The organism is Psychrobacter nivimaris (genome assembly GCF_904846365.1).
Classification (GTDB): domain Bacteria; phylum Pseudomonadota; class Gammaproteobacteria; order Pseudomonadales; family Moraxellaceae; genus Psychrobacter; species Psychrobacter nivimaris_B.
On the sequence record NZ_CAJHAL010000014.1, the window covers coordinates 1 to 23,990 of the forward strand.

Consider the following 23,990-nt stretch of genomic DNA (forward strand, 5'->3'; position numbering starts at 1 on the left):
TTGATAAGAAGAATTTCCATTTATTTTTAAAAGAGTGCGAGTTTAGATTTAACTATGGGTCACCATCTAATCAGCTTAAAACGCTGAAAAAATGGTGTGATATTTAATCCTTATCTACTACAGCCCCTTAATTTTTATTTATCTCTATTTACTCAATCTATAGTAATCATGGCGCAATAAGTCCGCGTACAAGTGTCATTTTGATATGGTTAGCGAAATTGCCGCCGTGGCATTTTTATTGTCAGTAGACTGTAGTTAACCATATTATCAGGCAAGCACTTGTCAATTCACCAGAAACGTTACCTTTCTTAATACTTCATAAATGTTCGTAACTTTTAACTGTCGTAATATACTCCTATCAACAGCAAGTATTGCATTTCTAAGATGGCTGACCATAACGAGCGATAACGTTCAACAGATGGTACTTGCGAGATAAAAATTTAGTGTTTATTAAATCAAACTCAATGTAATCAAGGATCTTATGATGAAAAAATTACTATTAGGCTCAGTATTAGCAGCGTCTAGCATATTTACAGTAACGGCTTGCACCAGCGTTAACGCGACTACTGATACAACGCCAACTTCGCAAATGCAAAAGAACCACAAAGATGGCATGAAAAAAGGTGAGATGAGAGGCCCAATGTCAAAACTGGATCTAACAGCGACACAGCAAGCGCAAATCAAAGCCATCATGCAAAACAAACGTGGCGATCGCACTGCTGACCGCGCAGAACACCAAGCAGAACGCGCGCAAATGGATCAGCAAATACAAGCACTGACCAATGCCAGCACTTTGAATACTGCTGCTTTGAACCGTCTGGCTGATCAACGTGCGGCAAAAGAAAAGCAACGCTTTATCGAACGTGTACAAACACAACACGCCATCGCTCAAGTATTGACTGCTGAGCAACGTGCAAAGATGGAACAAATGAAATCAGAGAGACAAGAAAAAGGTCGCAAGCACTCAAAAGACCGTAAAGGCCATGACAAACAGCATCAAGGTATGTAATAAGCCACTCCGGAAAAGTGTTATTTTACCCAGCTGTATACGTATAAAATGAAAAAGCGCGCCGTTAATAGGTGCGCTTTTTTTAGTGCAAAACTATCCTGTTCAAAAACTAATAATGCTTTCTATTTACTCATTAATACTCTAATCAGTTACTCAACCGAACCAATACGCTCTCTGACCATCGGCAACATGTTAAAGACCATCTTACCTACTGCCGTGCCATTACCATCTTGGTAGTATTGCAGCAGCTCTGGAGCATACTTTCGTAAATCAATGCTATTGCTAGCGTTCGGCATCTGCACATTACTTGGTAAGTTAGGAAACGCCAAGTCCTTAGTGCTAATAGCAGAATACTGCTGCAACACATCTATCTTCATACCCTTATTACTATTCGTTTCGCTAGTATTGTCCAACTGACGACGTAAGTGCTCCCACTTGAGTTGACCACGTTTATCAAACCCGTATAGTTCCTGTACTTCTGTGTTGGCAACGGTTTCACCTGTCGTTGCTCCCTCATGCATTTGACCTTTTATCATAGCCAGTATTTTTTGTACAATAGACTTACTGGTAAATGCCTTTGGATTTTGAATCGACTCAAACGCTGTCATCGGTTCGGGTTCTTGTACCAGCTCTGGGTATTTTTCACTGATCCGATCATAGAAAATCTGCATATATTTCTGTTGCGACGCTTGATAATCCCCAAAGCGTTGTACTCGGCGAATGATTTGATCGCTTGGTAGCATAGCCGATAACTGGTGCGCGGGCAGCTTTGGAGACAGTGAAGCAAGTGAGTTAGGGGCAATATAATTAAACTGGCTGACAGGCGCCGCGTCATAAGTCGCATCTAACGCTGCAAAGTGGCTTTTGATTACTTCACTACCAAACCCTTTAGGCAATGTACCATCATCAATGGCTATTTTTAACCACTTGTTTTGCCATTTTGTACCGAGTTTATCGTCTAACAATTCTGAGTTTAGAATCGCAAAATTATCTGCCCATAGGTAAATATCACCGTTTTTAAAATCCATATAAATAGGCTGGTTGATACTGCTGTGATGATTACGTGCTTGATATTGCGCACTAGCGAGCATCGTAGCCTTGCCTGCCATCGGTTGATAGATCCCTTGAGAGTCGATAGAAAGCGGCTTTAGTAGATACTCATCTAATAACTGTGCTTTCTTCACATCTAATGGTCTTTGTTTATCCTCATAATTATCAAATAGCGCTTGATAATCTGGTGCTACTTTTACATCGCTATCGTATTGATGGTCATCCCATGCATGATAGGCAGCTACGCACTCAAAGTACGACTGCCTTATGCTGTCACGCTTAGTATCGTAATCCACCGCTAAGATATCTTTGTTTTGCTGTTCGGCTTGCAAGATTAGAGCGGCGTACGCTTGGTCATGTGCCTCTTCGCAGTGTTCATCTACATAGTCTGATACCGCCATTTTCTCCGTACCAGTATCAGTATCAGCATCTGTAAATTGTTGGTTATTGCCAATCTCAAGATTGCTATGATAGCTAAATGACTGACGACGCTGTTTTTGTAGTGCTGTTTCTAGTGTCTTTTTAGCAACGCTAGGTGCTTGTTTTACAGCCGCCGTGTTGGACTGGCCCAAACTGGTAGACTGGCAACCTGTTAACAACAGTGCCCCTGTCAAAAATGCGCTGGTCACTAGCAGATTATTTTTAGTCTTAAATGGCATACATTGTGCAATGGTGTGATGTACTGTTTTCATTTTTTATCCTTAATAGATATGAGCGTAAATGCAATGAGATGAGGTCATTTGACTTCTATTCTTCATTCATATCATCTTGAGCATCGTCAACTCGGCTCTCATCGACAGCGTCTGTGCCATTGTCATTGTCATTATCGTTACTATACTCATCGCTGCCATATTCATCACTGCTATAAGCACCTTCGACACCGCTATCTTGATAGTCGTAGCGTGCATAGCGAGCCGTTTGTAATCTGTCTTTTTTCTCGCGCTGCGTAGCTATCCATGCATTGCCATCGATAGGAGGCGTAGCGTCTGAACCAAAAGACTCAGCAAGCAGTGGTGTCAAGGCATGACGGTTAAAGCTGGCTTTATCGTAACGTACTTGGTTTAGCATGGTTGTGGTCGACCCCATAAAATCACTACCGATATTGACACGTTGCTGCTTGGCCAGCAGTCGATCTGAGCTGTCTAAGTAATAGTAGTTGATTTGATTAAACGAGATAGGACCGATAGCTTCGATCAGCTGCAATAGCGAACCGACATCCGCGCTTTGATAGCCTTTATTGTATAATTGCGCTTTAGCAAGTGCTGTCTTTAGTGCGGCACCATCAGGATATTTATCTGGATTGGCATCTACGTATTCTTGCAGTGATCTCGTCACATATTTGAGCGTCTTACCAATCATTTCACCGCTTTGCTGACTACCAAAATAGACTTTGACTGCGCGAGTCGCACCGACTTCTTTGGCAAACGTGTCACCACTGATATCTACTGCGCTAAAATGCTCAGGCGCCAGCTCAGCCATGCTGCTCTGTATCGCATTGAGCACCGCATCGTAGAGCACCGCTGGTGGCAATTGTGCCGTGATACTTTCAGGCAAACCAAAACTCACCGTATGCGAGGTCATATGTGATGGTAATGGCGTATTCTCAGGGTTGACAAGTGCAACAATCGGCATGATGGCCGATGAATCTACTACGACACTGCTACTATTAAAATCAAATGCTAACGGTATCTGTATCGATGAGCTAATCGTTGGTGTGGCGTAGTCGTAGCTATAGACGCTTTGTAGTTGGCGCTGCTTGGGACGGTATTGACTGACACTATTGAGAATGTTAAATGCTCATACTGATAAGCATTGGATGCAGCTATTTGCTCAGGAGTGCGGTGGAACATATCAAGTATATTGCCAATCATGCCTGTAGATGACATTGGTAGGCTGCCACGATTTACCGTCTCTGTCTTAGCTTGCTGTTTTGCCATTTGCATGGCTTCATACTTTGCAGCCATTGACTTGGGACTTAAACCCGACATCCCTGAGAGCATACCTTCAGCACTGCTGCTGTATTCAGCATAACTATCATAGTCGTCACTACTGTAATCATCGCTGCTATAGTCATCTGCTGTATCGTAGGCATACTCGTTATCGCTGTTGGTATCACTGCTCGTAGGCTCATTCTCCCCTGCTTCAGCCAATATAGCAGCAATAGCTCTTCTCTCTGCTTCAGCTTCTGCTCTAGACTTATCATAGTCACTAGGATAGTCGGACTCTATCGAATCTTTCGCATTATCATAATCGTTATAGTCATCATTGTATGGCTCATCATCACTTCTGTTATATGCACCCTCAGGCTGATACACATAGGTTTCTATGATCGTTCTGAGCAAGCTACTAGATCCTGCGTCAATACTATTTGGGTCAATGAAGGGTGCTGATCGATAATTGGCTGTGGCGACTGCGACATGATCGGTCGCCAAGTGTTGACGAATGGCTGCTAGCAAGTGTGATTTGGCTTGGTTTTCGGTATTTGGATACTTCTCTTGATTAAACAGCTGCTCATAACGCGCGGCCTGAGCATTTTGACTGGCAGTAAAGGCTTGACCCTGACTTTGGCTCTGCGCGGTATCTGCAACACTAAAGTCCATCATGGTACTAGAAGCGCTGCTATTCGACGACAGATTGGAAGATGAGCTGGCTGCAGTTGATTGGCAACCTGCGAGTACAAGTGAAGCACTACCAACTATCAAGGCGATAGACGTCAATTTACTGGTTGGATATAGATGACTGTTATTGTTTTTGCCATTATAGTTTTTATGATCAGTGGTAGATAAATAAGCAGGCGCAGTCTCAGAGTAGCGCTGTCGATTGCGGTTATTAATATGGTGTGATGACATAGTAATCTCTTTGTATGAATAGACAGTCGATAATGAGTGTACATTGGTACCGTTATTTATATCACAAGACGTTACAGTTTAGTAATATTAGCGAATATTTTTAAAGAATTTCTTCATTCATAAATAATTTTCTCTGTATAACAGCTGTTTTATCATTAGCTCCATTTATTTGTAATACTGTTGATACAGCTAAACGCTATAAAAGCGTACACCACAAAAGATAATAAACAACTTTCTACTATTTCATATTTTCGTTACTATTTAGGCTTATCTATTTCCTAACTCTATTCTCTCCACTCGCGTAAAAAGGACTTTGCGATGTCACAGTTATTATCTCGCCACCATCGAACCGCTCAGCAACGTAAACCAAAAATTAATACCTTACTCAAATCTAGCGTCGTGCTCATTACAAGTACGCTACTGCTATCTATATCCACACAGGCTGTAGAGCCAACGAACTCAACAAGTAACGCCACGGTCAACAATACATCAATCAATACCAGTGCTATAAACTTGGCCATCATGGCTGATAGTCCAACGGTACTCTCTGAAACCAAGCGCATCACGCGAGCAAAGACCAATACACTTAGCACCGAATCGAACAATGCTAACAATGCTAATAGTGACCAAGCCATCTATTCTGAAGACGCCATTCATCATCCAGTTTGGGCAAAGAACGGCATGGTCGCTACCCAAGAAGCGCTTGCCTCTGACATTGGTTTACAGATTCTAAAGGACGGCGGTAATGCGGTAGATGCTGGCGTTGCAGTGGGTTTTGCCCTAGCAGTAACCTTGCCGCGCGCAGGTAATATCGGTGGTGGTGGTTTTATGATGATTTATGATGCCAAACAAGGCAAAACGGTGGCGCTTGATTACCGTGAAAAAGCACCAAGTAGCGCCTCACGCGATATGTACCTTGATAAAGAAGGCAATGCTGTCAGCGACTTATCTCGCTATCATGGCTTGGCCGTTGGCGTGCCAGGGACAGTAGCAGGACTACTAAAAGCGCTAGAAGAGCATGGTACGATGAGCCGCGAGCAAGTTATGGCACCAGCGATAGCACTGGCTGAAAACGGTATAGAAGTCACCGCTGGCTTGTCCGAGTCACTCACGGCGTTGAGTGATCGCTTACAGAAATGGCCAAGTACTAAAAAAGTGTTTTTTAAGCCTGATGGCAGCGCTTATCAGCCAGGTGAACGTTTAAAGCAGCCTGAGCTTGCGCGTTCGTTAAAGCGGATTGCGGTACAGGGTACCGATGGGTTTTATAAGGGTGAGACCGCTCAAAAACTGGTCAAAGCAGTCAACGAAGCAGGCGGTAGCATGAGCCTGCAAGATTTGGCCAATTATCAAGCCATTGCTCGCGAACCTGTCAAAGGCGACTACCGTGGCTATGAGATTGTTTCTATGCCGCCGCCCTCCTCTGGTGGTATTCACATCGTGCAGATTTTGAATATATTAGAAGGCTATCCGCTCAAAGACTACGGACAAAACAGCGCACAGACTATTCACTTAATGGCAGAAGCAATGCAGTTAGCGTATGCAGATCGAGCTGAGTATCTGGGAGATGCCGACTTTATCGATGTACCTGCCAGCGGCTTAACCTCACAAGCCTATGCAGACAAACTGCGTACGTTGATTGATCCCAATAAAGCCACGCCAGCAGCGACTATCAAAGCGAACAATCCTCTGCCCTATGAGAGTGATCAGACCACACACTTCTCTATCGTTGATAAAGACGGTAATGCGATAGCCAATACTTATACGTTGAATTTCTCTTATGGTACTGGTCTCGTTGCGGACGGTACAGGCATTTTGCTCAATAATGAAATGGATGATTTTTCTGCCAAACCTGGCGTACCAAATGGCTACGGTTTACTTGGTGGCGACGCTAATGCTGTGGAAGCCAATAAGCGTCCACTGTCTTCTATGAGTCCGACACTCGTATTCAAAGACAGCAAACCTTACATCGTCACGGGTAGCCCAGGTGGTAGCCGTATCATCACGACTGTCACTCAGATTATCTCCAATGTCATCGATCATGATATGAATATCGCTGAGGCAACACATGCACCGCGTATCCATGATCAATGGCTACCTGATGAGATTCGAGTAGAAAAAGCACTGAATATAGATACCGTGAAAAAGCTCGAATCGATGGGTCATACCGTCAGTCCAAAATCCGCGATGGGATCTACACAATCGATCATGCTCACACCAAACGGTGTTTATGGATCGTCTGATCCACGTATTGTCGATGCAGCGGTGGTTGGTTACTAAGTTATGAATATATGTCTCTAGTCATTATAAAAAAGCTCTATGTGTTGCTATAACTCATAGAGCTTTTCTTGTATAAATAAGTAAATACTGACCTGCTTTAATATAGCTTAATTCTTTCAAAGAAATCATTATCTAATAATAATTTTGGTCTGGCATTCACCTCTTTTAAACCGACTTTATGTTGCATCATTAACTCGATCAAGTTCATTTGATCAATGAGAATAAGACTGTGCGAATCAGTCGAATTAGCATAGTCTTGAGCAGGCTTAGTAAAGCTTGTAGTAGTAATAAAGATGCCATGATGATTGGTTTTTTGTGGAGGATATGCACCTATGAAATTTCTCAAGTCGCCATTAGATATATTATTGCCATTACTATAGAGCTTGGCCTGTATATAATAATTGTGCACCTCACCATCTGGAAAGTCCTGAATAATTAGTCCATCAATACCATTATCGTTAGACCGCCCTGTATGACGAGATGTTAGATTACTTTCAGGACTTTCTATCTCCAAGGATCTCTCAATTAATTTCAAACAAAACCACTCAAACTGCAAAGGTGATAAGCTTTCAAGTTGAGCCATGATCATATCAGGCGTCACTTTGACAAAATCATTACCAACAGCAGCATCTGCATAATTATTCATAAATATAGAGGTTCGACGTTTAGTTTCGTCAATCAAATGGCTAATAAGCGCGTCACCGTTTTTACCATAAGCAGCGATATTAACTTTTTGCAAATCAGCAAAAGATTTGCTATCGAAGCGTTTAAAGTTGGCAATATAATCACTATTTGGTATTCCTTCACCAATATATTGATTAAAATTATTACCCGCTAGCCAAAAATAAACTTTACCGAAAGGGTCTAAACGTATGATATTTTTAGGGGTTACTTTCTCATCGAAAGTAATAAAATTGGCAAAATTCTGATTTAGATTAGGAATCAAACTAAATTTATCTTCCTTAACCAAGCCCATTGCAGATAAGCATACTAATATCAAATCAATAATTTCGTCGTAGCAAGGCGAACCATCATGACATTCATGGCGTATATCGTAGTTACTCATATAGTTGATGTCTTTATGATCATTTACGATTTGCGCTAATTTCTCAAACTCTCTGTAAAATACAGTGCGCCCAATAGTATTTCGCGTACTTAAATTTTTTATAGTTTGTATTCCAGCATTTAACATGTCGCCAAATGCAGGCAGCTTAGTAATATTACTCATAGTATTATCGTCTTTTTTGATTGCGTGAATAATATAGTGAAATCGGCATAGCATTACAATTATTTAAAAACAAATGTTTATGCTAACAACTATTGAGAGAAAACGCAGCAAAATTTCATGTTAATAAGTAAGAAAAACAAATCCTCTCACGCAGATTAAACCCTTTGAACCTGTGGCTGTCTGCGGCAAATAATGCTATTATTGACGACCCCATTTAAAACGTATCAATATGGCTATCGAGGTCTTGTCGGTCTCTAGATATCAGTATAATTGATTGATAATCATCAATTATTTTAACGGTAGCTTATTTCTTTGATCGTACCAGTAAGAGTCTTCTATGGCATTTGTACATCTTGGCATTCACAGCGAATATTCCATCACCGATTCTATCGTGCGTATCAAACCGCTGGTAAAAGCTGCTGCTGCTGACAATCAGCGCGCGTTGGCATTGACTGATTTGTCCAATTTATATGCCACGGTGAAATTTTATCGTGCCTGCTTAGGTGCGGGTATCAAGCCTATTATTGGTAGTGAAGTCATCATGGACAATGAAGACACACGCCTTACTTTACTTGCCATGAATAACGAAGGGTATCAAAACATTACCCGTATCGTATCGCTTGGGTTTACCGAAGGTCGTGCTGATCCTATCAATCATGGTACGCCGGTTATTAAGCGCAGTCATATACTAGAGCATGCAGCAGGTGTGATTGTACTGCTCACCGAAAAGTCAGACGTGGGTCAAGCATTGGTCGGCTCGATGCCAGAAAAGGCCGATGAACTACTTACTGAATGGCAGGCAAAATTTGACGATCGTTTGTACTTTGCGATCAAGCGTACCAATCGTTCGGGCGAAGATGCTTTTATTAGAGCAGCCATCCATTCAGGTGCCAAACACAACATCCCTATCATTGCGCATAATGACGTGCGTTTCTTAGAGCAGGATGATTTTGATGCTCATGAAGCCCGCGTTTGTATTGCAGGCTCTTATGTTCTTGCTGACCCAAACCGTCCGCAGACTTACTCGGATGAGCAGTATCTAAAAACACAAGCTCAGATGGAGCAATTATTTGCTGATATTCCGCAAGTAATTGATAATACCTTGCGCCTCGCTACACGTTGCAATGTCACCTTAACGCTTGGTATTAACGTCCTACCTGACTTTCCTGTGCCTGAAGGCGAGACGATTGAATCGTTTTTCCGTGCCGAGTCACAACGCGGTCTTGAGCAGCGCTTAGATAAGCTGTTTCCTGTCGAAGCGCGTACTGATAATTGGAGCGATTTCCGTCAGAGATACGATGAACGCCTCGCATATGAGTTAGATATTATTCTATCCATGGGCTTCCCCGGTTACTTCCTAATCGTCATGGACTTTATCCGTTGGGCAAAAGCCAATGGCGTCCCAGTAGGCCCTGGACGTGGTTCTGGTGCAGGTTCGTTGGTCGCCTATGCCCTAAACATTACCGACCTTGACCCGATTCATTACGATCTACTATTCGAGCGCTTCTTGAACCCTGAGCGTGTATCGATGCCCGATTTCGATATCGACTTTTGTATCGAAGGTCGTGACCGCGTCATTGATTATGTCGCGCAAACCTATGGTCGTGATGCCGTATCGCAGATTATTACCTTTGGTACTATGGCCGCAAAAGCGGTTGTGCGTGATGTGGCACGCGTACAAAGCAAATCGTACTTTTTAGCCAATAAAATATCCAAGCTGATTCCAAAAACGCCTGGCATCACACTGAGCCAAGCGCTTGAGCAAGAACCACAGCTCAAAGACTTGATCTCTAATCCTGATAATATGGATTATGAAGATGCCATTGAGATTTGGGAGATGGCGATTAAGCTGGAAGGTGTCTGTCGAAACGTCGGTAAACATGCCGGTGGTGTATTGATTGCTCCGCACAAGATTACTGACTTTAGTGCCATTTACTGTGATGATGAAGGTCACCGCGTCAGCCAGTTTGATAAAGACGATGTAGAAGCTGTTGGTTTGGTGAAGTTTGACTTTTTGGGTTTACGTAACTTAACCGTCATCAACGCGGCGGTTGAAAATATCAATTTGCGCCGTGCAAAAGAAAACGTACCTGCTTTAGTTTTGGAAGATTTGCCGTTAGATGACAGCAAAGCCTATAAACTGCTGCAAGATGCCAAAACCACGGCGGTCTTTCAGCTAGAAAGTATGGGCATGAAAAAATATCTGGCCAAACTGCAACCGACCAATATCGAGGATGTCATCGCCATGTGTGCGCTGTATCGTCCTGGCCCACTCGATGCAGGCATGGTAGAGATGTATATCGACCGTAAGCATGGTCGCGAGGAAGTCATTTATGACCATCCCAATCTTGAGCCGATTTTAGAAAACACCAATGGCGTTATTGTCTATCAAGAACAGGTAATGCAAATCTCGCAGGTGATGGCAGGCTATAGTTTGGGCGGTGCTGATATGCTACGCCGTGCGATGGGTAAAAAGAAACCTGAAGAGATGGCAAAGCAGCGCGATATTTTTGTCACTGGTGCCACCTCACAAGGTATCGATGAGGTCACGTCAGGCGGTGTATTTGACTTGATGGAAAAGTTCGCAGGTTACGGTTTTAACCGCTCTCATTCTGCGGCTTACGGGGTATTGGCTTATCAAACAGCCTATCTAAAACAATACTACCCTGCCGAATTTATGGCAGCGGTCTTAACTTCTGATATGAACAACACCGACAATGTCGTGTTCTTTATCAATGATTGCCGTGAAAACTTTGGGTTAACTGTAGTCAATCCTTCAGTCAATCGCAGTGAGTGGCACTTCGTTGCCGATACTCCGACCAATATCATCTATGGTCTTGGCGCAATTAAAGGCGTGGGTGAAGGCGCGGTAGAGTCTATCGTAGATGCACGCCGCCGCGAAGGTCCTTTTAAAGACTTGTATGACTTCTGCCGCCGTGTCGACATCAAAAAAGTCAATAAACGCACACTTGAAGCGTTGGTCAGTGCTGGCTGTTTTGATGACTTTGCCGCCACGCTACGACCTGACTTGCCAGCCGATGAAGCTTACGAGATTCGCGGTGCCTTGATGAGTCAATTGCCAAGCGCAGTACAGGCTGCTGAGCAAGATCGTCAAAACCGCGAAATTGGTATGATGGATTTGTTTGGTGAAATGGACGGTGTGGTCGCAGCGCCGCCGTTAGTCATGACGCCAGAACTCATTTGGGGTGACAAACACCGTCTAAAAGCGGAAAAAAACACCTTGGGACTGTACTTAACGGGACATCCAATCAATGAGTATTTGGATGAGTTAAAACGCTATACCTCTGGTGCACGTCTCGATAAGTTAACCGATACTGGTTATAACGGCAGCTGCTATTTTTCTGGGCTTATTATAGATATTGCCAACTTTGGTAACCGCAACGTGATTACTCTGGATGATGGTACATCGAGACTCGAGGTTAGCTGCTACGCTGAACGCTTTAATCGTGTCAAAGAGCAGTTGAAAATCGATGAAGTTGTCATCATCAAAGGCAGCATCCGTGAGCGGGATGGACGTTTGTTCGCACGTCTTGATAGTGCCATGAGCATGGTAGATGCCAGACTACGTTGGCTCAAAAAAATCAGTATCAAAGTCCATGGTAGCGATATTGACCTACTTACACGCTTGCAACCATTACTCAAATCCGCACAGGCTGACATTATTCCCGAGCCGCGTCTGGCTTATAACCAAGAGCAAGACGAGCAAGGTAGCAGCAGTAGTAATGTCTACGACCCTGCGATGGGTGGTAGCTTGTATGATGAAAACGGCAATGATTTATTGGCATTAGAGAGCGACATGAACCATGATGCGGCCAATCAAAACGGTATGTCAGCCAGTTATGCCAACAATGCCTTGAGCAATACCGACGCCTCTATCAATGATAACTGTCTACCGCTTGGGTTGAGCGTCTATGAAATGTACGGTATCGCAAATGTGGGACTGTCTGAGCACTGGCGCGTTTATCCAAACGATGATAATTTGCAACAGCTAAAAATGCTAGTAAGTGAAGATAACTTACATTTCCATTACAGCTAAGACGTACATTACGTTTTAAAAATTCATTATAGTAATCTTATTGCTTTAACTTTTATAAATTGGACAACCACCATGGATGACACTACAAATAATAATATGCTCGGACAAACTGATGAAGAAATTATCAATCATGAACAGTTCGAGGACATGCGTGACTTGCTTGAAGAAGACTTTGTTGATTTGATACAAGTATATTTTGCTGATAGTAAGCAAAGAGTTGCAGCGCTGCGAATTGCTCATCAAAAAGACGATAACGCCAATGGCTTTGAAACTGCTCATGCTCTAAAAGGCGCCAGCGCCAACTTAGGTACAACTCAATTAGTCCGTCTGAGCAGCCAGTTACAAGAATACTGCCGTGAACGCCGTATCAATGAGCAAGCCGTCCTTATCGAAGAGATTGCCATTGCATTACACCGTGCTGAACAAGAAATCAATCAGAGACTGGGACAATAATGAGTAACGACGCTTCATTAGCCGTATCATCGCATTCAGTGAACGACTACCTTGCTTGCCTACAAGTGGTCATGGTTAATACCACTTTGCCCGCCAATATCGGCTCAGCGGCACGCGCCATGCATACCATGGGCTTGTCTCGTTTAACGGTGGTCGATCCCAAATTACCGATTGACGAAACCAGTGTATCTCATGCAGCGGGTGGCAGTGAGTTATTATCGTCAGCTTTAATTGCACCTACTTTAGAATCTGCTATCTCTGGCTGTCAATTGGTATTTGCTGCTAGCAGTCGTAGCCGTCATATGCCGCGCCCTGTCGTGACACCTACGCAAGCCGCTAAGATTATGTTTGACTTTATCGATGCACAGGCAGCGTTAAGTGCAGACGATAGTAATGTTGATACCTCATCTGCTGCTACTTCTAACAAACCAAATATTGCTATATTGTTTGGACGTGAAGACCGTGGATTGACCAATGAAGAATTGGCTTATGCTGATTATCACATTCAAATCGATGCCAATCCTGCTTACCCTGTGCTAAATGTTGCATCAGCGGTGCAAGTCATCGCCAGCTTTATTTTTGCTTATGCTCAAACGCATACTCAGACAGCTGATAGTTTAGATTCGGATGCAAGCACAGACGCCCAATCGATAATCAATGTGAATTTGCGTCAGCAATGGGATGAGCCTGCTATTAATCAGCAGCAGCTGCAACAGCTCACTCAGCGCACCACTGACCTTATGGTACAGCGTGGCCTAGCAAATAACGAACATCTAAAGTCATTGCCATCGCGCTTGTCTAGACTTGGGTCACGCCTACAGCTTGATCAAAAAGAATATCAGCTATTAAGCGCTTTGATTGCCAAACTATCGAAAGACTAAAACAAGCCGTAGTTTATAAGCTTGCCTTTGTTTGACAGCTTTTTACTATATTTTGCGGTATAAAGCTGTTATAACTTGCAGAAGCTTAGCGAAAATATATATTCCTGATTATCCGAACTTTATGACCACAGATTAGAGGCATCGCTGTTTTCGCAACGACACTCTACCGACGAATAGATAGGACGCTTTATGTCATTGCCATCCAAATTGTTCAAATCACTTGTTACCATCAAGAACGATTTGAAAGAAGATATTGATGCAGTATTCACCCGAGATCCTGCGGCGCGTAATAGTCTGGAAGTGATCCTAACTTATCCGGGGATACATGCGCTTGTTTTGCATCGCGGTGCACACTGTCTTTGGAACAATGAACAAAAACTAGCCGCTCGCGTGATCTCCTACGGCTCGCGCATCATGACAGGTATCGAGATTCACCCTGCTGCTAAGATTGGTAGACGCTTTTTTATCGATCACGGTGTCGGTGTCGTTATCGGTGAGACCGCTGAGATTGGCAACGATGTGACCTTATACCACGGTGTCACTTTAGGCGGGGTGTCTTGGAACAATGGCAAGCGACATCCAACACTAGAAGATGGTGTAACAGTCGGCGCTGGGGCCAAAGTACTGGGGCCATTCACTGTCGGTAAAAATGCCAAAATCGGCTCAAATGCAGTGGTAGTCAAACCTGTACCAGCAGGCGCTACGATGGTCGGCAGTGCGGCTCGTATGATCTCAGATTATCATGATGAAAAAGGCAATCCAATCGCGACAAAAGTACAAGATGCCAAGCAACAAGAAAAAGTTGCGCATGCTGGTGAGAGCAACGATCAAACTAAAGATACTACCCCTACTGCCAAACGCACCAATACCTTCCGTGCTTATGGTATCGACCCTTATTCACAAGATCCTGTCGCAGAAGCTTTTGCTAAGATGCTTGAGCACATTCAACAGTCAGAAAATCGCCTCGATCAACTACAGTCAGCGATGTGCGATATTGATCCTAATTTTTGTAAAAAAGAATACGATAAGTTATGTCTAGAAGATTTAGATGTGATTGGTCGTGCTGATGTAGAAGATATTAATGATGAGGAAAGCAGGTAAAACAGTTGTTAAAAATAGGCAGAACTATTGCCGTATAAACTGATAACAAATGCTTATATAGGTAGTGAAGAACGAATAAAATCAAAGCGGGATTGGATAAAATCTACCATGTCTGCATACATGGTAGGTTAACCTTCTTAATTTTCTAGCAAATTCTGACTTAGCAAATCGTTGCTTTCCATCTCAGAGTAAGCAGCACGAGTTAGTAGCGCATAATAAAAGATATCTTTGATGGACTGTGACATAGTAAGTTTCCTGATAATTAAGAAGTTTAATTTAACGTAAATAGTGATTTTTCGGTGGTTAATACATAATCTTTTTCCATGCTTTCTACAATTTCACCCGTGCCGCGTTGCCCATTTTCATTCCAATTCCAAAACCAGACATTGCCATCATTTGTGACCACAGCATATGATAAGTACCCATAAACTATTTGGTCTGGATCAATATTTTGCATTATTAAAAAAGGTTTATTATATGTATACGCTGAAATAGAGTTTTTATTCTTCCCAAACCCGTATTTACTCCAAGTATATAAGTCACCTTGAGAAGTTACAGCAGCATGTATTCCAATATTTACAACCTTATGTAAATATGGATTTTTTTCTGGCATTTTAATATCTTCAGAATCTGATAAGGCTAGGTTATCAGAGCTGTTGCTTCCCCAGTTCCATACGCTTCCATCTTCAAGAACTGCCATTGCGCTTGTAGAGGTTACTGAGAAATCGATAGTTTTTTTAGGTAATGCGACTTTAGCAGCAGGATGATATTCTATTTCAGGTTCTTGTGATTGATAGAGAAGACGTCCTAACGCACGTTCTGATTTTCCTGTAGAGTACAACTCGCCTTTTTTATCTAACGCTAATAGAACTCCATTTCTAAATTCAATACGGATTATATCTGAAAGATTAGGAACTTTAGTTGGGATAATAAGTTGCTTTGGGATTTCATTAACCCAACCACCTTCATTACTGCCTAATACATAGACTTCACCGTTATTAGTTAAGAATATGGAGTCCATTTCACCAGCAGCGATATCTACAACATTCTCAATCCCTTTAATCTGTCTCAATTCTTCAATAAAGATGTCACCATCACTAGGGTCTATCTCTCCATGAGAGTTACTACCCCAACCCCACACTGTGCCATCTTTTCGTAGTAGTAACATATGACCAGCACCTGACACAGCCACCGCATCATTGACACCCTCGACTTGCCTAGGCGTTGGATCTTGTCCTGTCTTAGTATCACGCAATAAACCGTCTGTACCCCATGTCCAAAGCGTACCATCGTCTTTTACTCCTGCACTCCATGAGCTGGTCATCGCAAGGCGCTTAGGTTCAATGTTAATCTCAAGTGGGGTTTCTAACGGCTCGTCTGGCATATTTGCCACAGGGTATTTGTCTTCGGTAAGAGATTGAAGATGCTCGGAAGGCGTTTTATCGCAGGCAGGTAAAGTAGATATAATGATTATTGCTACTAAACTCTTGATTATTTTTCTATTCAAAAAGTTCATTGGTTTTTGCATAGGTAGTAGTATCTTGAAGATTACATCGTCACTTATACTAACAACTGCTTAGATAATCGCATAGTTTTTATTAGATTTTTGTCTAGGAAACTGATGGGTTGAGGCAGAGTGAGTACTGAACAGCGATGGTTTCAGATAACAAGATACAATGGCGATTAAGATACGGCTACTTATTAGCCAAACTATAGCTTGGTTAAAATCAATTCTTTAACTCCCGCTTCCTCATGCGCTTTAAACGGATAACGATCTGCCATTACTATCCAATCAGACATTGATTTAAATATCGAATCTTTGCTTAGGCTATTTTCTTTGTCTGCCAATTTAACCATCAAAATATCAATATCCATCGTCACTCGTCGCACTTGATTTGGCTTAGTCTGTCGACATCTATGACAGTCCCCTTCAAGCGTTCTAAAGGTTTGCTGTAGTTGTTGTAGGCTCACAGGTGTGGTCAGTACTAGATGGACACATTGATTGGTATAGTCAGGCTTCGGTTGTTCCAATGTTGCAGTAAAATCAGGATTTTGAAAAGCCGTAGACAATCGCACCTCACCTAGCGCTGCTAATTGCTGCCGAGCAAGCGGGAGATACTTGTCGGCTTGATAATTACTGCCTAGCGCTAACACTAGCTCTACCACAGGCTGTGCTTGCACAGTCTCAGGTGCGCATCGTTTTAGCATTGCCACATTCAAATCCACTGACGTTTTATGCATCATCAGCTTGGCTGACGTTAACTTCTTTGGCAGCTTCTTTAGTAGCTGGCTTGTTGGTTGATGCTGGCGCATAGCGCGTTATTTGCACCCCTACCGCATCAGCTTGGGCAATAGCGGTAGGCTTAGCAATGCTCAACGTTATTTTTTGACAGTCATATTTTGCAAATATCTTATCAGAGATTTGACCAGCCAAATGCTCAAGCAGCTTTGCTTGAATCTCTTTGCACCACTCGCTCACATCATCGCAGACTTCTTTATAACTCAGGGCATCGCTGACATCATCGGACACAGCAGCACGGCTAATGTCCGTTTCAAGCGCAATATCAATGAGTAATGGCTGAGTGATAGCACGCTCCCAGTCATAAACACCGATGACTGCCTCAACTTTTAGACCTTTTATAAATACAACATCAGACTGAGTATGAAACATGCTTTCATCCTTATTTGCTAATTTTTTTTGTGTTTTTAATATTTACTTAACCGATTGTAGCGCTTCTTCACGTAAGCGCGCCGCTTTTAACACTTTACTTGGACGATGGCGCCACAGGTCGATGCTGAATAATAGCAGACCTAACCAAATCAAACCAAATACTGCCAAACGTTGTAAATCGAACGGTTCTTTATAATAGAACACCGCTAAGAAGAAGATAAACGTCGGTGTCAGATAATTCATAAAGCTTAGGATACTATACGCGACAAGCTTGGTAGATTTATTGAACAATAACAGCGGTATCAAAGTAATCGGGCCTGCAATCATAAGCAGCCAAATGTTTGAGCTAAACCAAAAGCTCAGCTGGTGACTGACCACATCAGACTGCCAAAACCACCACAGGCATAACGGTACCAACATTGCCGTCTCAACAAACATAGCATCCACAGCAGTCAATGGCGTTTGTCGTTGAATAGTCCCGTAAGTGCTAAAGCTAAACGCCAAAATCAACGATATCCACGGCAGACTGCCAATCATCACCACTTGAATGACCACAGACAATAATGCAAAGCCAATGGCTACCCATTGTAGCGTGCGCAAACGCTCTTTGAACAAGATCATGGATAGCGCAACGCCGACCAATGGCCCGATAAAGTAACCCAAACTGGCCTCAAGAATACGGTCTTGATTGACCGCCCATACATAGGTCAGCCAGTTGGTCGCAATAATTAAACCAGACAAAAAGGTGAATACAATCCATCTTGGATTTTGCTTTAAGGTGTCAATCCACTGCCAGCGCTTGGTCACTACCAGCAGCACCAGCAAACATAAAAATGTCCAAATAATGCGATGGCCAATGATCTCCGTCGCATCATAATCAGATAACTGCTTGAAGTATAGCGGAAATCCGCCCCAAATAAAGAACGCGATAAGCGCAGTAATAATGCCGCGTCTGGTTGTGGTTATCGGGGCAACGGGTTTTTTGATGACATTTTGGGTAGTCATAATATAGGACAACTTTTTAGAGCAAAGCGCGCTCTCACCTAATTCTAATTATTATTGTCAATTGAATAGTGAAAGCGCAGGGTTACTACAGTGAGATTATAAGGTAAAAAGCAATGTACTCACGCCAATAGTGACATGAATACATTGCTAACGATGTTAGATTAAATTTTTAAGAGTTAATGGCAGCTTAGCGACTTACTCAGCACCAGTATCCACTTGGATAGACATACCAATTTGGTTGGCAAGTTCAGCAAATCCTGGGAAGCTGGTATTAACCGTTTCAACCCCTTCAATCGTAATTTTCTTGGATGCACGCAGACTGGCAACAGAGAAGCTCATCGCAATACGGTGATCATGATGCGAGACAATATGACCACCACCAAAGACAGGTTGGCTATTGTTTACTTCACCGTTTTCGGTAGCTACGCCTTTACCTTCAATAATGAGACCATCATCAGTCACAGTACAATCAATACCAAGCGTATGTAACCCTTCTGCCATCACAGCGATACGATCTGACTCTTTGACACGCAGCTCTTTAGCACCAGTCAAGACCGTACGGCCTTTTGCACAGCTAGCTGCGATAAATAGCACAGGGAATTCATCAATCGCCAATGGTACGAGATGCTCTGGTATTTCAATACCGACTAGGTTTGAGCTGCGAATCGTAATATCAGCAACTGGCTCGCCGCCTACATGTGTCTCATTGCTTAGGCTAATATCTGCATTCATTAATTTTAGAATATCAATGACGCCAGTACGCGTAGGGTTGATACCTACTTGGGTCAAGGTCAGCTCGCTATTTTGACTGATGGCCGCTGCCACCATAAAAAACGCTGCAGATGAGATATCAGCAGGAACTGCGATATCGCCACCTGTTAGTGTGCCGCCACCAGTGACACTGATGCGATTGCCTTCAACGGTTACCGGATAACCAAAGGCCGATAGCATACGCTCAGTGTGGTCACGGCTGATCTCAGGCTGTGTGACCGTTGTCGTACCCTCGGCCCATAGACCTGCTAGTAACAAGCAAGACTTTACCTGAGCTGAAGCAACTGGCATATCATATTCAGTGCCCTGTAATGGCTTGCCAACCGTATCACGACCAGTGATACTCAGCGGTGCCGTACCACTATGACCAGTACTCTGAATCACAGCTCCCATAGACCGTAGCGGTGCCGCCACGCGCTCCATTGGGCGTTTATTCAAGCTAGTATCACCTGTCAACACGCTATCAAACGATTGCGCCGCCAAGATACCAGATAGCAGACGCATACTGGTGCCAGAGTTACCCATATACAGTGGGGTTTTGCTAGGTTTTAAACCATTCATACCGACACCATGAATGGTCAAATTGCCATTATCAGGGCCTTCGATAGTCACACCCATATCACGGAATGCTTGCAGCGTCGCTAGCGCATCTTCCCCTTCCAAAAACCCAGTAACATTTGTCACGCCTGTGGCAAGACTGCCGAGCATAATGCTGCGATGCGAGATAGATTTGTCACCAGGAATCGCGATGGTGCCAGAAACAGTATTGCTAGGGGTAATATTATAAGAAGCTGACATAGCAGAAGTATCCGTATAAGGGGTGCTGGCTAACATATGGCCGAAATGTCGCCGTGCGGCTTGCGCGCGGCCCAAAAGTCCCATCAGGGCGGTTGAATCTTTATCAATGATAAGCTGGCGCATCGCCTGTAAATAGACACCATACTCATCAAGGGCGCTAACAATCGCGCTTTGGTTGGCAAAAAATATATCATGCCACATTTTAGGGTCACTGGCGGCGATACGGGTAAAATCGCGGAACCCACCAGCGGCATAACGAAACATATCTAAATTATCATCATGGCTTGCCAATTGCTCAACCAAATTAAAGGCAAGTAAATGTGGCAAATGGCTGGTGTGCGCTAATATGCGGTCATGGTGCTCAGCATCCATTGACATGACATTTGCGCCTACTGATTCCCATAATAGTCGCAACTTTGCAATAGCAGTTGCACTGGTTGTCGGTAGCTCGCAAATAATGACACTATGATTGACAAATAAACTGGCGCGGCGCGCATGATACCCTGAATTTTCAGCCCCAGCAATTGGATGCGCTGGCACTAGACCTATCGGCAGCGAACCAAACACTGCCTTAGCGGCATCAATGATATTGACTTTAGTACTACAGACATCTGTCATGATGCAGTCACTGGCAAGCTGTCCGTTATCCATCGCTTGCTTGATATCAACAAACACTGCTTGAACTGCCTGTACTGGCACTGCAATGATGATTAAATCACTGCCAGCGATGACGTCTTGTAGGTTTGCACTACCAGCATCAAGTAGACCATGCTCGATGGCTTCTGTGATACTTGGTGCATGCCTATCGACTGCTACCAAACGCTCGCTCAAGCCATTATCTTTAATAGCTTGCGCAAAACTGGCACCAATCAGCCCAAGTCCAATCACGCAAACTTGTTTAAATATAGGTAGCGTAGTATTTAGAGACGATTGAAGTTTATTATTTTTCTGACTACTCACGGCTTTTCTCATTGGACACACTAAGACATAGATAGGGCCAGTCTTAGTGTTATAAATTTTAATGGCTAATTAAGAACAGTTTTTAAATTACAAAGCACTTATAGATGCGCTTAGTCTTCAGTCAAAATAGAACGCAGAGTATCAATCAAACGTAGGTTGTCTTCAGCCACACCTACTGTGATACGTAGCCAGTTAGGTAGTCCATAAGCATCCAACGGACGGACGATAACGCCTTGTTCAAGTAGTGCCTGATGGATAGAAGCAGCGGTTATATCTTCCATCTCAACCTGCACTTCGACCATAATAAAATTGGCATGCGACTTCACAAAACCTAATCCTAGCGCGTCAAACTGCTTTTCTAGCCAGCGCATTTGCTCATCATTCGTTAGACGAGTTTTTTCGATAAAGTCTTGATCGGCAAGTGCAGCAGCAGCGGCAGCTAAACCGATACGGCTGACATTAAATGGCTGACGAATACGGTTTAATAAGTCGGCCACTGGCACTGAGCTTAGGGCATAGCCGACACGCAAACCTGCCAGCCCATAAGCTTTAGAAAAAGTACGCACAATAATGACATTATCGAACTCATCTAATAGTGTGCGGTTGTTACTCTCAGGACTATACTCGATATAAGCTTCATCTAGTACCACCAAGACTGAGCTTGGCACACTGGCAACGAACTGATACAGCTCTTTTTGCTCTAGCTGCGTACCCGTTGGATTATTCGGATTGGCAATAAAAACGATTTTGGTATTCGAGTTATCTTGCACCGCTTGGCTCATGGCTTTTAGATTATGGCCGAAGCGCTGAGCAGGCACTTCAATGCCCGTGGCACCTTGCATCTTCGCTAGCATAGGATAAACCACAAAAGCATACTGGCTATAGACGATGGCATCATCAGCACCCACAAAGCTGCGTGCTAAAATATCGAGCAAATCATCAGAGCCATTACCTAAGGTAATTTGATTGGCATTGACATCGTTAAAATCAGCCAGCGCTTGCTTTAGATAGTAGCCATTGCCATCAGGATAGCGCGACAACTGCCCTAGCTGCTCAGTCACTGCTAGCGTCACTCGGGGTGAGCATCCCATTGGATTCTCATTACTAGCCAGCTTGACCACGTCTGAGACACCATACTCACGTGTCAGCTCTTCAATCGGCTTACCAGTTTGATAAGGTGCTAATGCCAAAATACTGTCGTAAGCTGGCGTTAACGGCGATAGATCTGATGCGGTCAATTGAGTAGTCTGCATGGTTTATCCTTAGATGGTGTCTGTAAATGCTTTTTTTGAATACTATCTGTAAAAGCTAAGACCCATCTATTATGTATGAATACCTGTGAGTAAGCCTATAGTTGTCTATAGGTAGTCTTCTATAGGACAGCTTTTGGATATGAGCCTAATATGCGCAAATCTTTGACCAATGGACGAATATCATTGATGGCAGCGCTAACGTTTGGATCATTAACGTGACCATTCATATCGATAAAGAATACGTATGCCCACTTGTTAGGACGCTCAGGACGTGTCTCAATGCTAGTCATCGATACGTCATGGTATGACAAAGGTTTCAAGATTTCGATCAGTGCGCCTGCTTTATCGTGAGCGGAGACGACGATCGAAGTTTTGTCTTGCCCAGATGGCGCAATCGCCTCATGACCGATGATAAGGAAGCGTGTGGTGTTGCTTGGATTGTCTTCGATATTTGAGTAGAGCTTATGCAAGCCATACTCTGCAACAGCAACGTCACCTGCAATCGCAGCTGAATGCCATTCGTTTTTGAGGCGGCGAGCGGCTTCACCATTGCTTGATACAGCAACGCGTTCAACATTAGGGAAGTTTACATCTAGCCAATGACGGCACTGAGCAAGCGACTGCTGATGCGAATAAATACGGCTCAAGCCATCAATCTTGGTATGCTCAGCAACCAAGAAGTTTTGATGAATTGGCAGCTCAACTTCACCTATGATCTTTAAGGTAGAAGATAAGAAGCCATCTAGAGTATGGTTGACGACGCCTTCTGAAGAGTTCTCGACAGGAACCACGCCATACATCGCTGTCCCCGCTTCGACTTCGCGGAACACATCAGTAATGGTTGTCATCGGCACAGTATCAGCGGCTTTACCAAAGTGCTTGAGGGCAGCGGCATGCGTAAAGGTACCGACAGGGCCCAAGAAGGCAATACGCTGCGGCGCTTCTAAATCCAAGCATACTGACATGATTTCACGGAATAAACGCGCCATTTTCTCATCAGCGATTGGACCTGCATTACGCTCCATGACAGCTTTTAGTACCTGTGCTTCACGCTCAGGGCGGTAAAAGATAGGATTGCTATTGTCATCAGCAGCGGTATGATTTTTCTTTACCATGGCTACTTGCTGAGCCAACTTTGCACGGTTGTTGATTAACGTTTGGATCTCACAGTCTACTGCGTCAATATTTTGGCGAATATTGTCTAAAAACTCTTTTTCAGTTGCGGTATCGCTAGCGCCTGTAGTGGTTTGATTTAGATTATCCATTGTTTGCTCTGGTGACTGCTCGTTCATTACCGCCCATCCTTTTTAGATTTTATCGCTGTTAGATATTACTATTATTTAAATATTGCTATGACGTAGGTTAGCTCTATTGCCAAATCTGACTATTTTCTGTTTTCAATTAAAGGCTGATGATAGAAACTATGTTCAAAACCAACCTCAAAACAGTCTATCAAAAACACCTTATATTGCTAGTGCCATTTGGCGTTAATGCTATATTTACTGCCAAATACAGCAGCTTGATACATATCCGGCTCTACTATAGCAAAAACTAAGGTCAGTGCCCATGCGTAAATGCGTATAAATATACCAACTGTTATTAATATTAGCACAGCTGAGCCAGATAA

At 43.3% G+C, this 23,990-nt stretch carries 17 protein-coding genes and 1 pseudogene; 7 read left to right on the forward strand and 11 right to left on the reverse strand.

The features are described from left to right. Window positions 1-107 (forward strand): annotated as a pseudogene (locus JMX63_RS07235) (IS1595 family transposase); the annotation flags it as partial. Between the two features lie 377 nt (window positions 108-484). Next, entirely contained in the window at window positions 485-1,009 is a 525-nt protein-coding gene (locus JMX63_RS07240; RefSeq protein ID WP_201571780.1) for a Spy/CpxP family protein refolding chaperone, read from the forward strand. A gap of 149 nt (window positions 1,010-1,158) precedes the next feature. On the opposite strand, the gene JMX63_RS07245 is transcribed toward JMX63_RS07240, so the two are convergent. Genes JMX63_RS07245 through JMX63_RS07255 form a run of 3 tightly spaced genes read right to left on the reverse strand, consistent with a single transcriptional unit; the run spans window position 1,159 to window position 4,908 of the window. Then, window positions 1,159-2,751, reverse strand: a complete 1,593-nt coding sequence (locus tag JMX63_RS07245) for a hypothetical protein (protein WP_201571781.1) — start codon at window positions 2,749-2,751, stop codon at window positions 1,159-1,161. A 55-nt stretch (window positions 2,752-2,806) separates the two neighbouring features. Further along, window positions 2,807-3,691, reverse strand: a complete 885-nt coding sequence (locus JMX63_RS07250; protein WP_201571782.1) for a hypothetical protein — start codon at window positions 3,689-3,691, stop codon at window positions 2,807-2,809. A 47-nt stretch (window positions 3,692-3,738) separates the two neighbouring features. Beyond that, entirely contained in the window at window positions 3,739-4,908 is a 1,170-nt protein-coding gene (locus tag JMX63_RS07255; protein ID WP_201571784.1) for a hypothetical protein, read from the reverse strand. Window positions 4,909-5,226: 318 nt separating this feature from the next. Between JMX63_RS07255 and ggt the strand changes: the two genes are divergently transcribed. Further along, window positions 5,227-7,185, forward strand: coding sequence for a gamma-glutamyltransferase (gene ggt / locus JMX63_RS07260; protein ID WP_101204468.1), 1,959 nt, complete (start codon window positions 5,227-5,229; stop codon window positions 7,183-7,185). Between the two features lie 97 nt (window positions 7,186-7,282). On the opposite strand, the gene JMX63_RS07265 is transcribed toward ggt, so the two are convergent. After that, entirely contained in the window at window positions 7,283-8,413 is a 1,131-nt protein-coding gene (locus JMX63_RS07265) for a restriction endonuclease (RefSeq protein WP_201571786.1), read from the reverse strand. 337 nt (window positions 8,414-8,750) lie between these two features. Between JMX63_RS07265 and dnaE the strand changes: the two genes are divergently transcribed. The 4 genes from dnaE to cysE all read left to right on the forward strand — a co-directional run bounded on the left by dnaE (window position 8,751) and on the right by cysE (window position 14,905). Beyond that, window positions 8,751-12,470 (forward strand): DNA polymerase III subunit alpha, encoded by a 3,720-nt coding sequence (gene dnaE / locus JMX63_RS07270; protein WP_201571788.1) that lies wholly within the window; start codon window positions 8,751-8,753, stop codon window positions 12,468-12,470. 72 nt (window positions 12,471-12,542) lie between these two features. After that, window positions 12,543-12,923, forward strand: coding sequence for an Hpt domain-containing protein (locus JMX63_RS07275; protein WP_057759831.1), 381 nt, complete (start codon window positions 12,543-12,545; stop codon window positions 12,921-12,923). Then, a complete protein-coding gene (locus JMX63_RS07280) occupies window positions 12,923-13,804 on the forward strand; it encodes an RNA methyltransferase (RefSeq protein ID WP_201571790.1) in 882 nt (293 codons plus the stop codon). Before JMX63_RS07275 ends, JMX63_RS07280 begins: the two co-directional genes overlap by 1 nt. 189 nt (window positions 13,805-13,993) lie before the next feature. Then, entirely contained in the window at window positions 13,994-14,905 is a 912-nt protein-coding gene (gene cysE, locus JMX63_RS07285; RefSeq protein WP_201571791.1) for a serine O-acetyltransferase, read from the forward strand. 271 nt (window positions 14,906-15,176) lie between these two features. On the opposite strand, the gene JMX63_RS07290 is transcribed toward cysE, so the two are convergent. From JMX63_RS07290 to pheA, 7 genes are all read right to left on the reverse strand, one after another. Beyond that, a complete protein-coding gene (locus JMX63_RS07290; protein WP_201571792.1) occupies window positions 15,177-16,433 on the reverse strand; it encodes an RCC1 domain-containing protein in 1,257 nt (418 codons plus the stop codon). 182 nt (window positions 16,434-16,615) lie between these two features. After that, complete coding sequence (locus JMX63_RS07295; RefSeq protein ID WP_227673278.1) at window positions 16,616-17,218, reverse strand: 2-amino-4-hydroxy-6-hydroxymethyldihydropteridine diphosphokinase; 603 nt, start codon at window positions 17,216-17,218, stop codon at window positions 16,616-16,618. After that, window positions 17,139-17,576, reverse strand: coding sequence for a dihydroneopterin aldolase (gene folB / locus JMX63_RS07300; RefSeq protein ID WP_201571793.1), 438 nt, complete (start codon window positions 17,574-17,576; stop codon window positions 17,139-17,141). Before folB ends, JMX63_RS07295 begins: the two co-directional genes overlap by 80 nt. Before the next feature lie 42 nt (window positions 17,577-17,618). Further along, on the reverse strand, window positions 17,619-18,581 hold the full coding sequence (gene rarD / locus JMX63_RS07305) for an EamA family transporter RarD (protein ID WP_201571794.1): 963 nt from the start codon (window positions 18,579-18,581) through the stop codon (window positions 17,619-17,621). A 195-nt stretch (window positions 18,582-18,776) separates the two neighbouring features. Continuing rightward, window positions 18,777-21,122 (reverse strand): bifunctional prephenate dehydrogenase/3-phosphoshikimate 1-carboxyvinyltransferase, encoded by a 2,346-nt coding sequence (locus JMX63_RS07310; RefSeq protein ID WP_201571795.1) that lies wholly within the window; start codon window positions 21,120-21,122, stop codon window positions 18,777-18,779. A gap of 98 nt (window positions 21,123-21,220) precedes the next feature. Then, window positions 21,221-22,363 (reverse strand): histidinol-phosphate transaminase, encoded by a 1,143-nt coding sequence (hisC, locus tag JMX63_RS07315; protein ID WP_201571796.1) that lies wholly within the window; start codon window positions 22,361-22,363, stop codon window positions 21,221-21,223. A gap of 119 nt (window positions 22,364-22,482) precedes the next feature. Beyond that, window positions 22,483-23,655 carry a prephenate dehydratase gene (gene pheA, locus JMX63_RS07320; RefSeq protein WP_201571797.1) on the reverse strand — a complete coding sequence of 391 codons (1,173 nt, stop codon included), beginning with the start codon at window positions 23,653-23,655 and terminating at the stop codon, window positions 22,483-22,485. Window positions 23,656-23,990 lie beyond the last annotated feature (335 nt).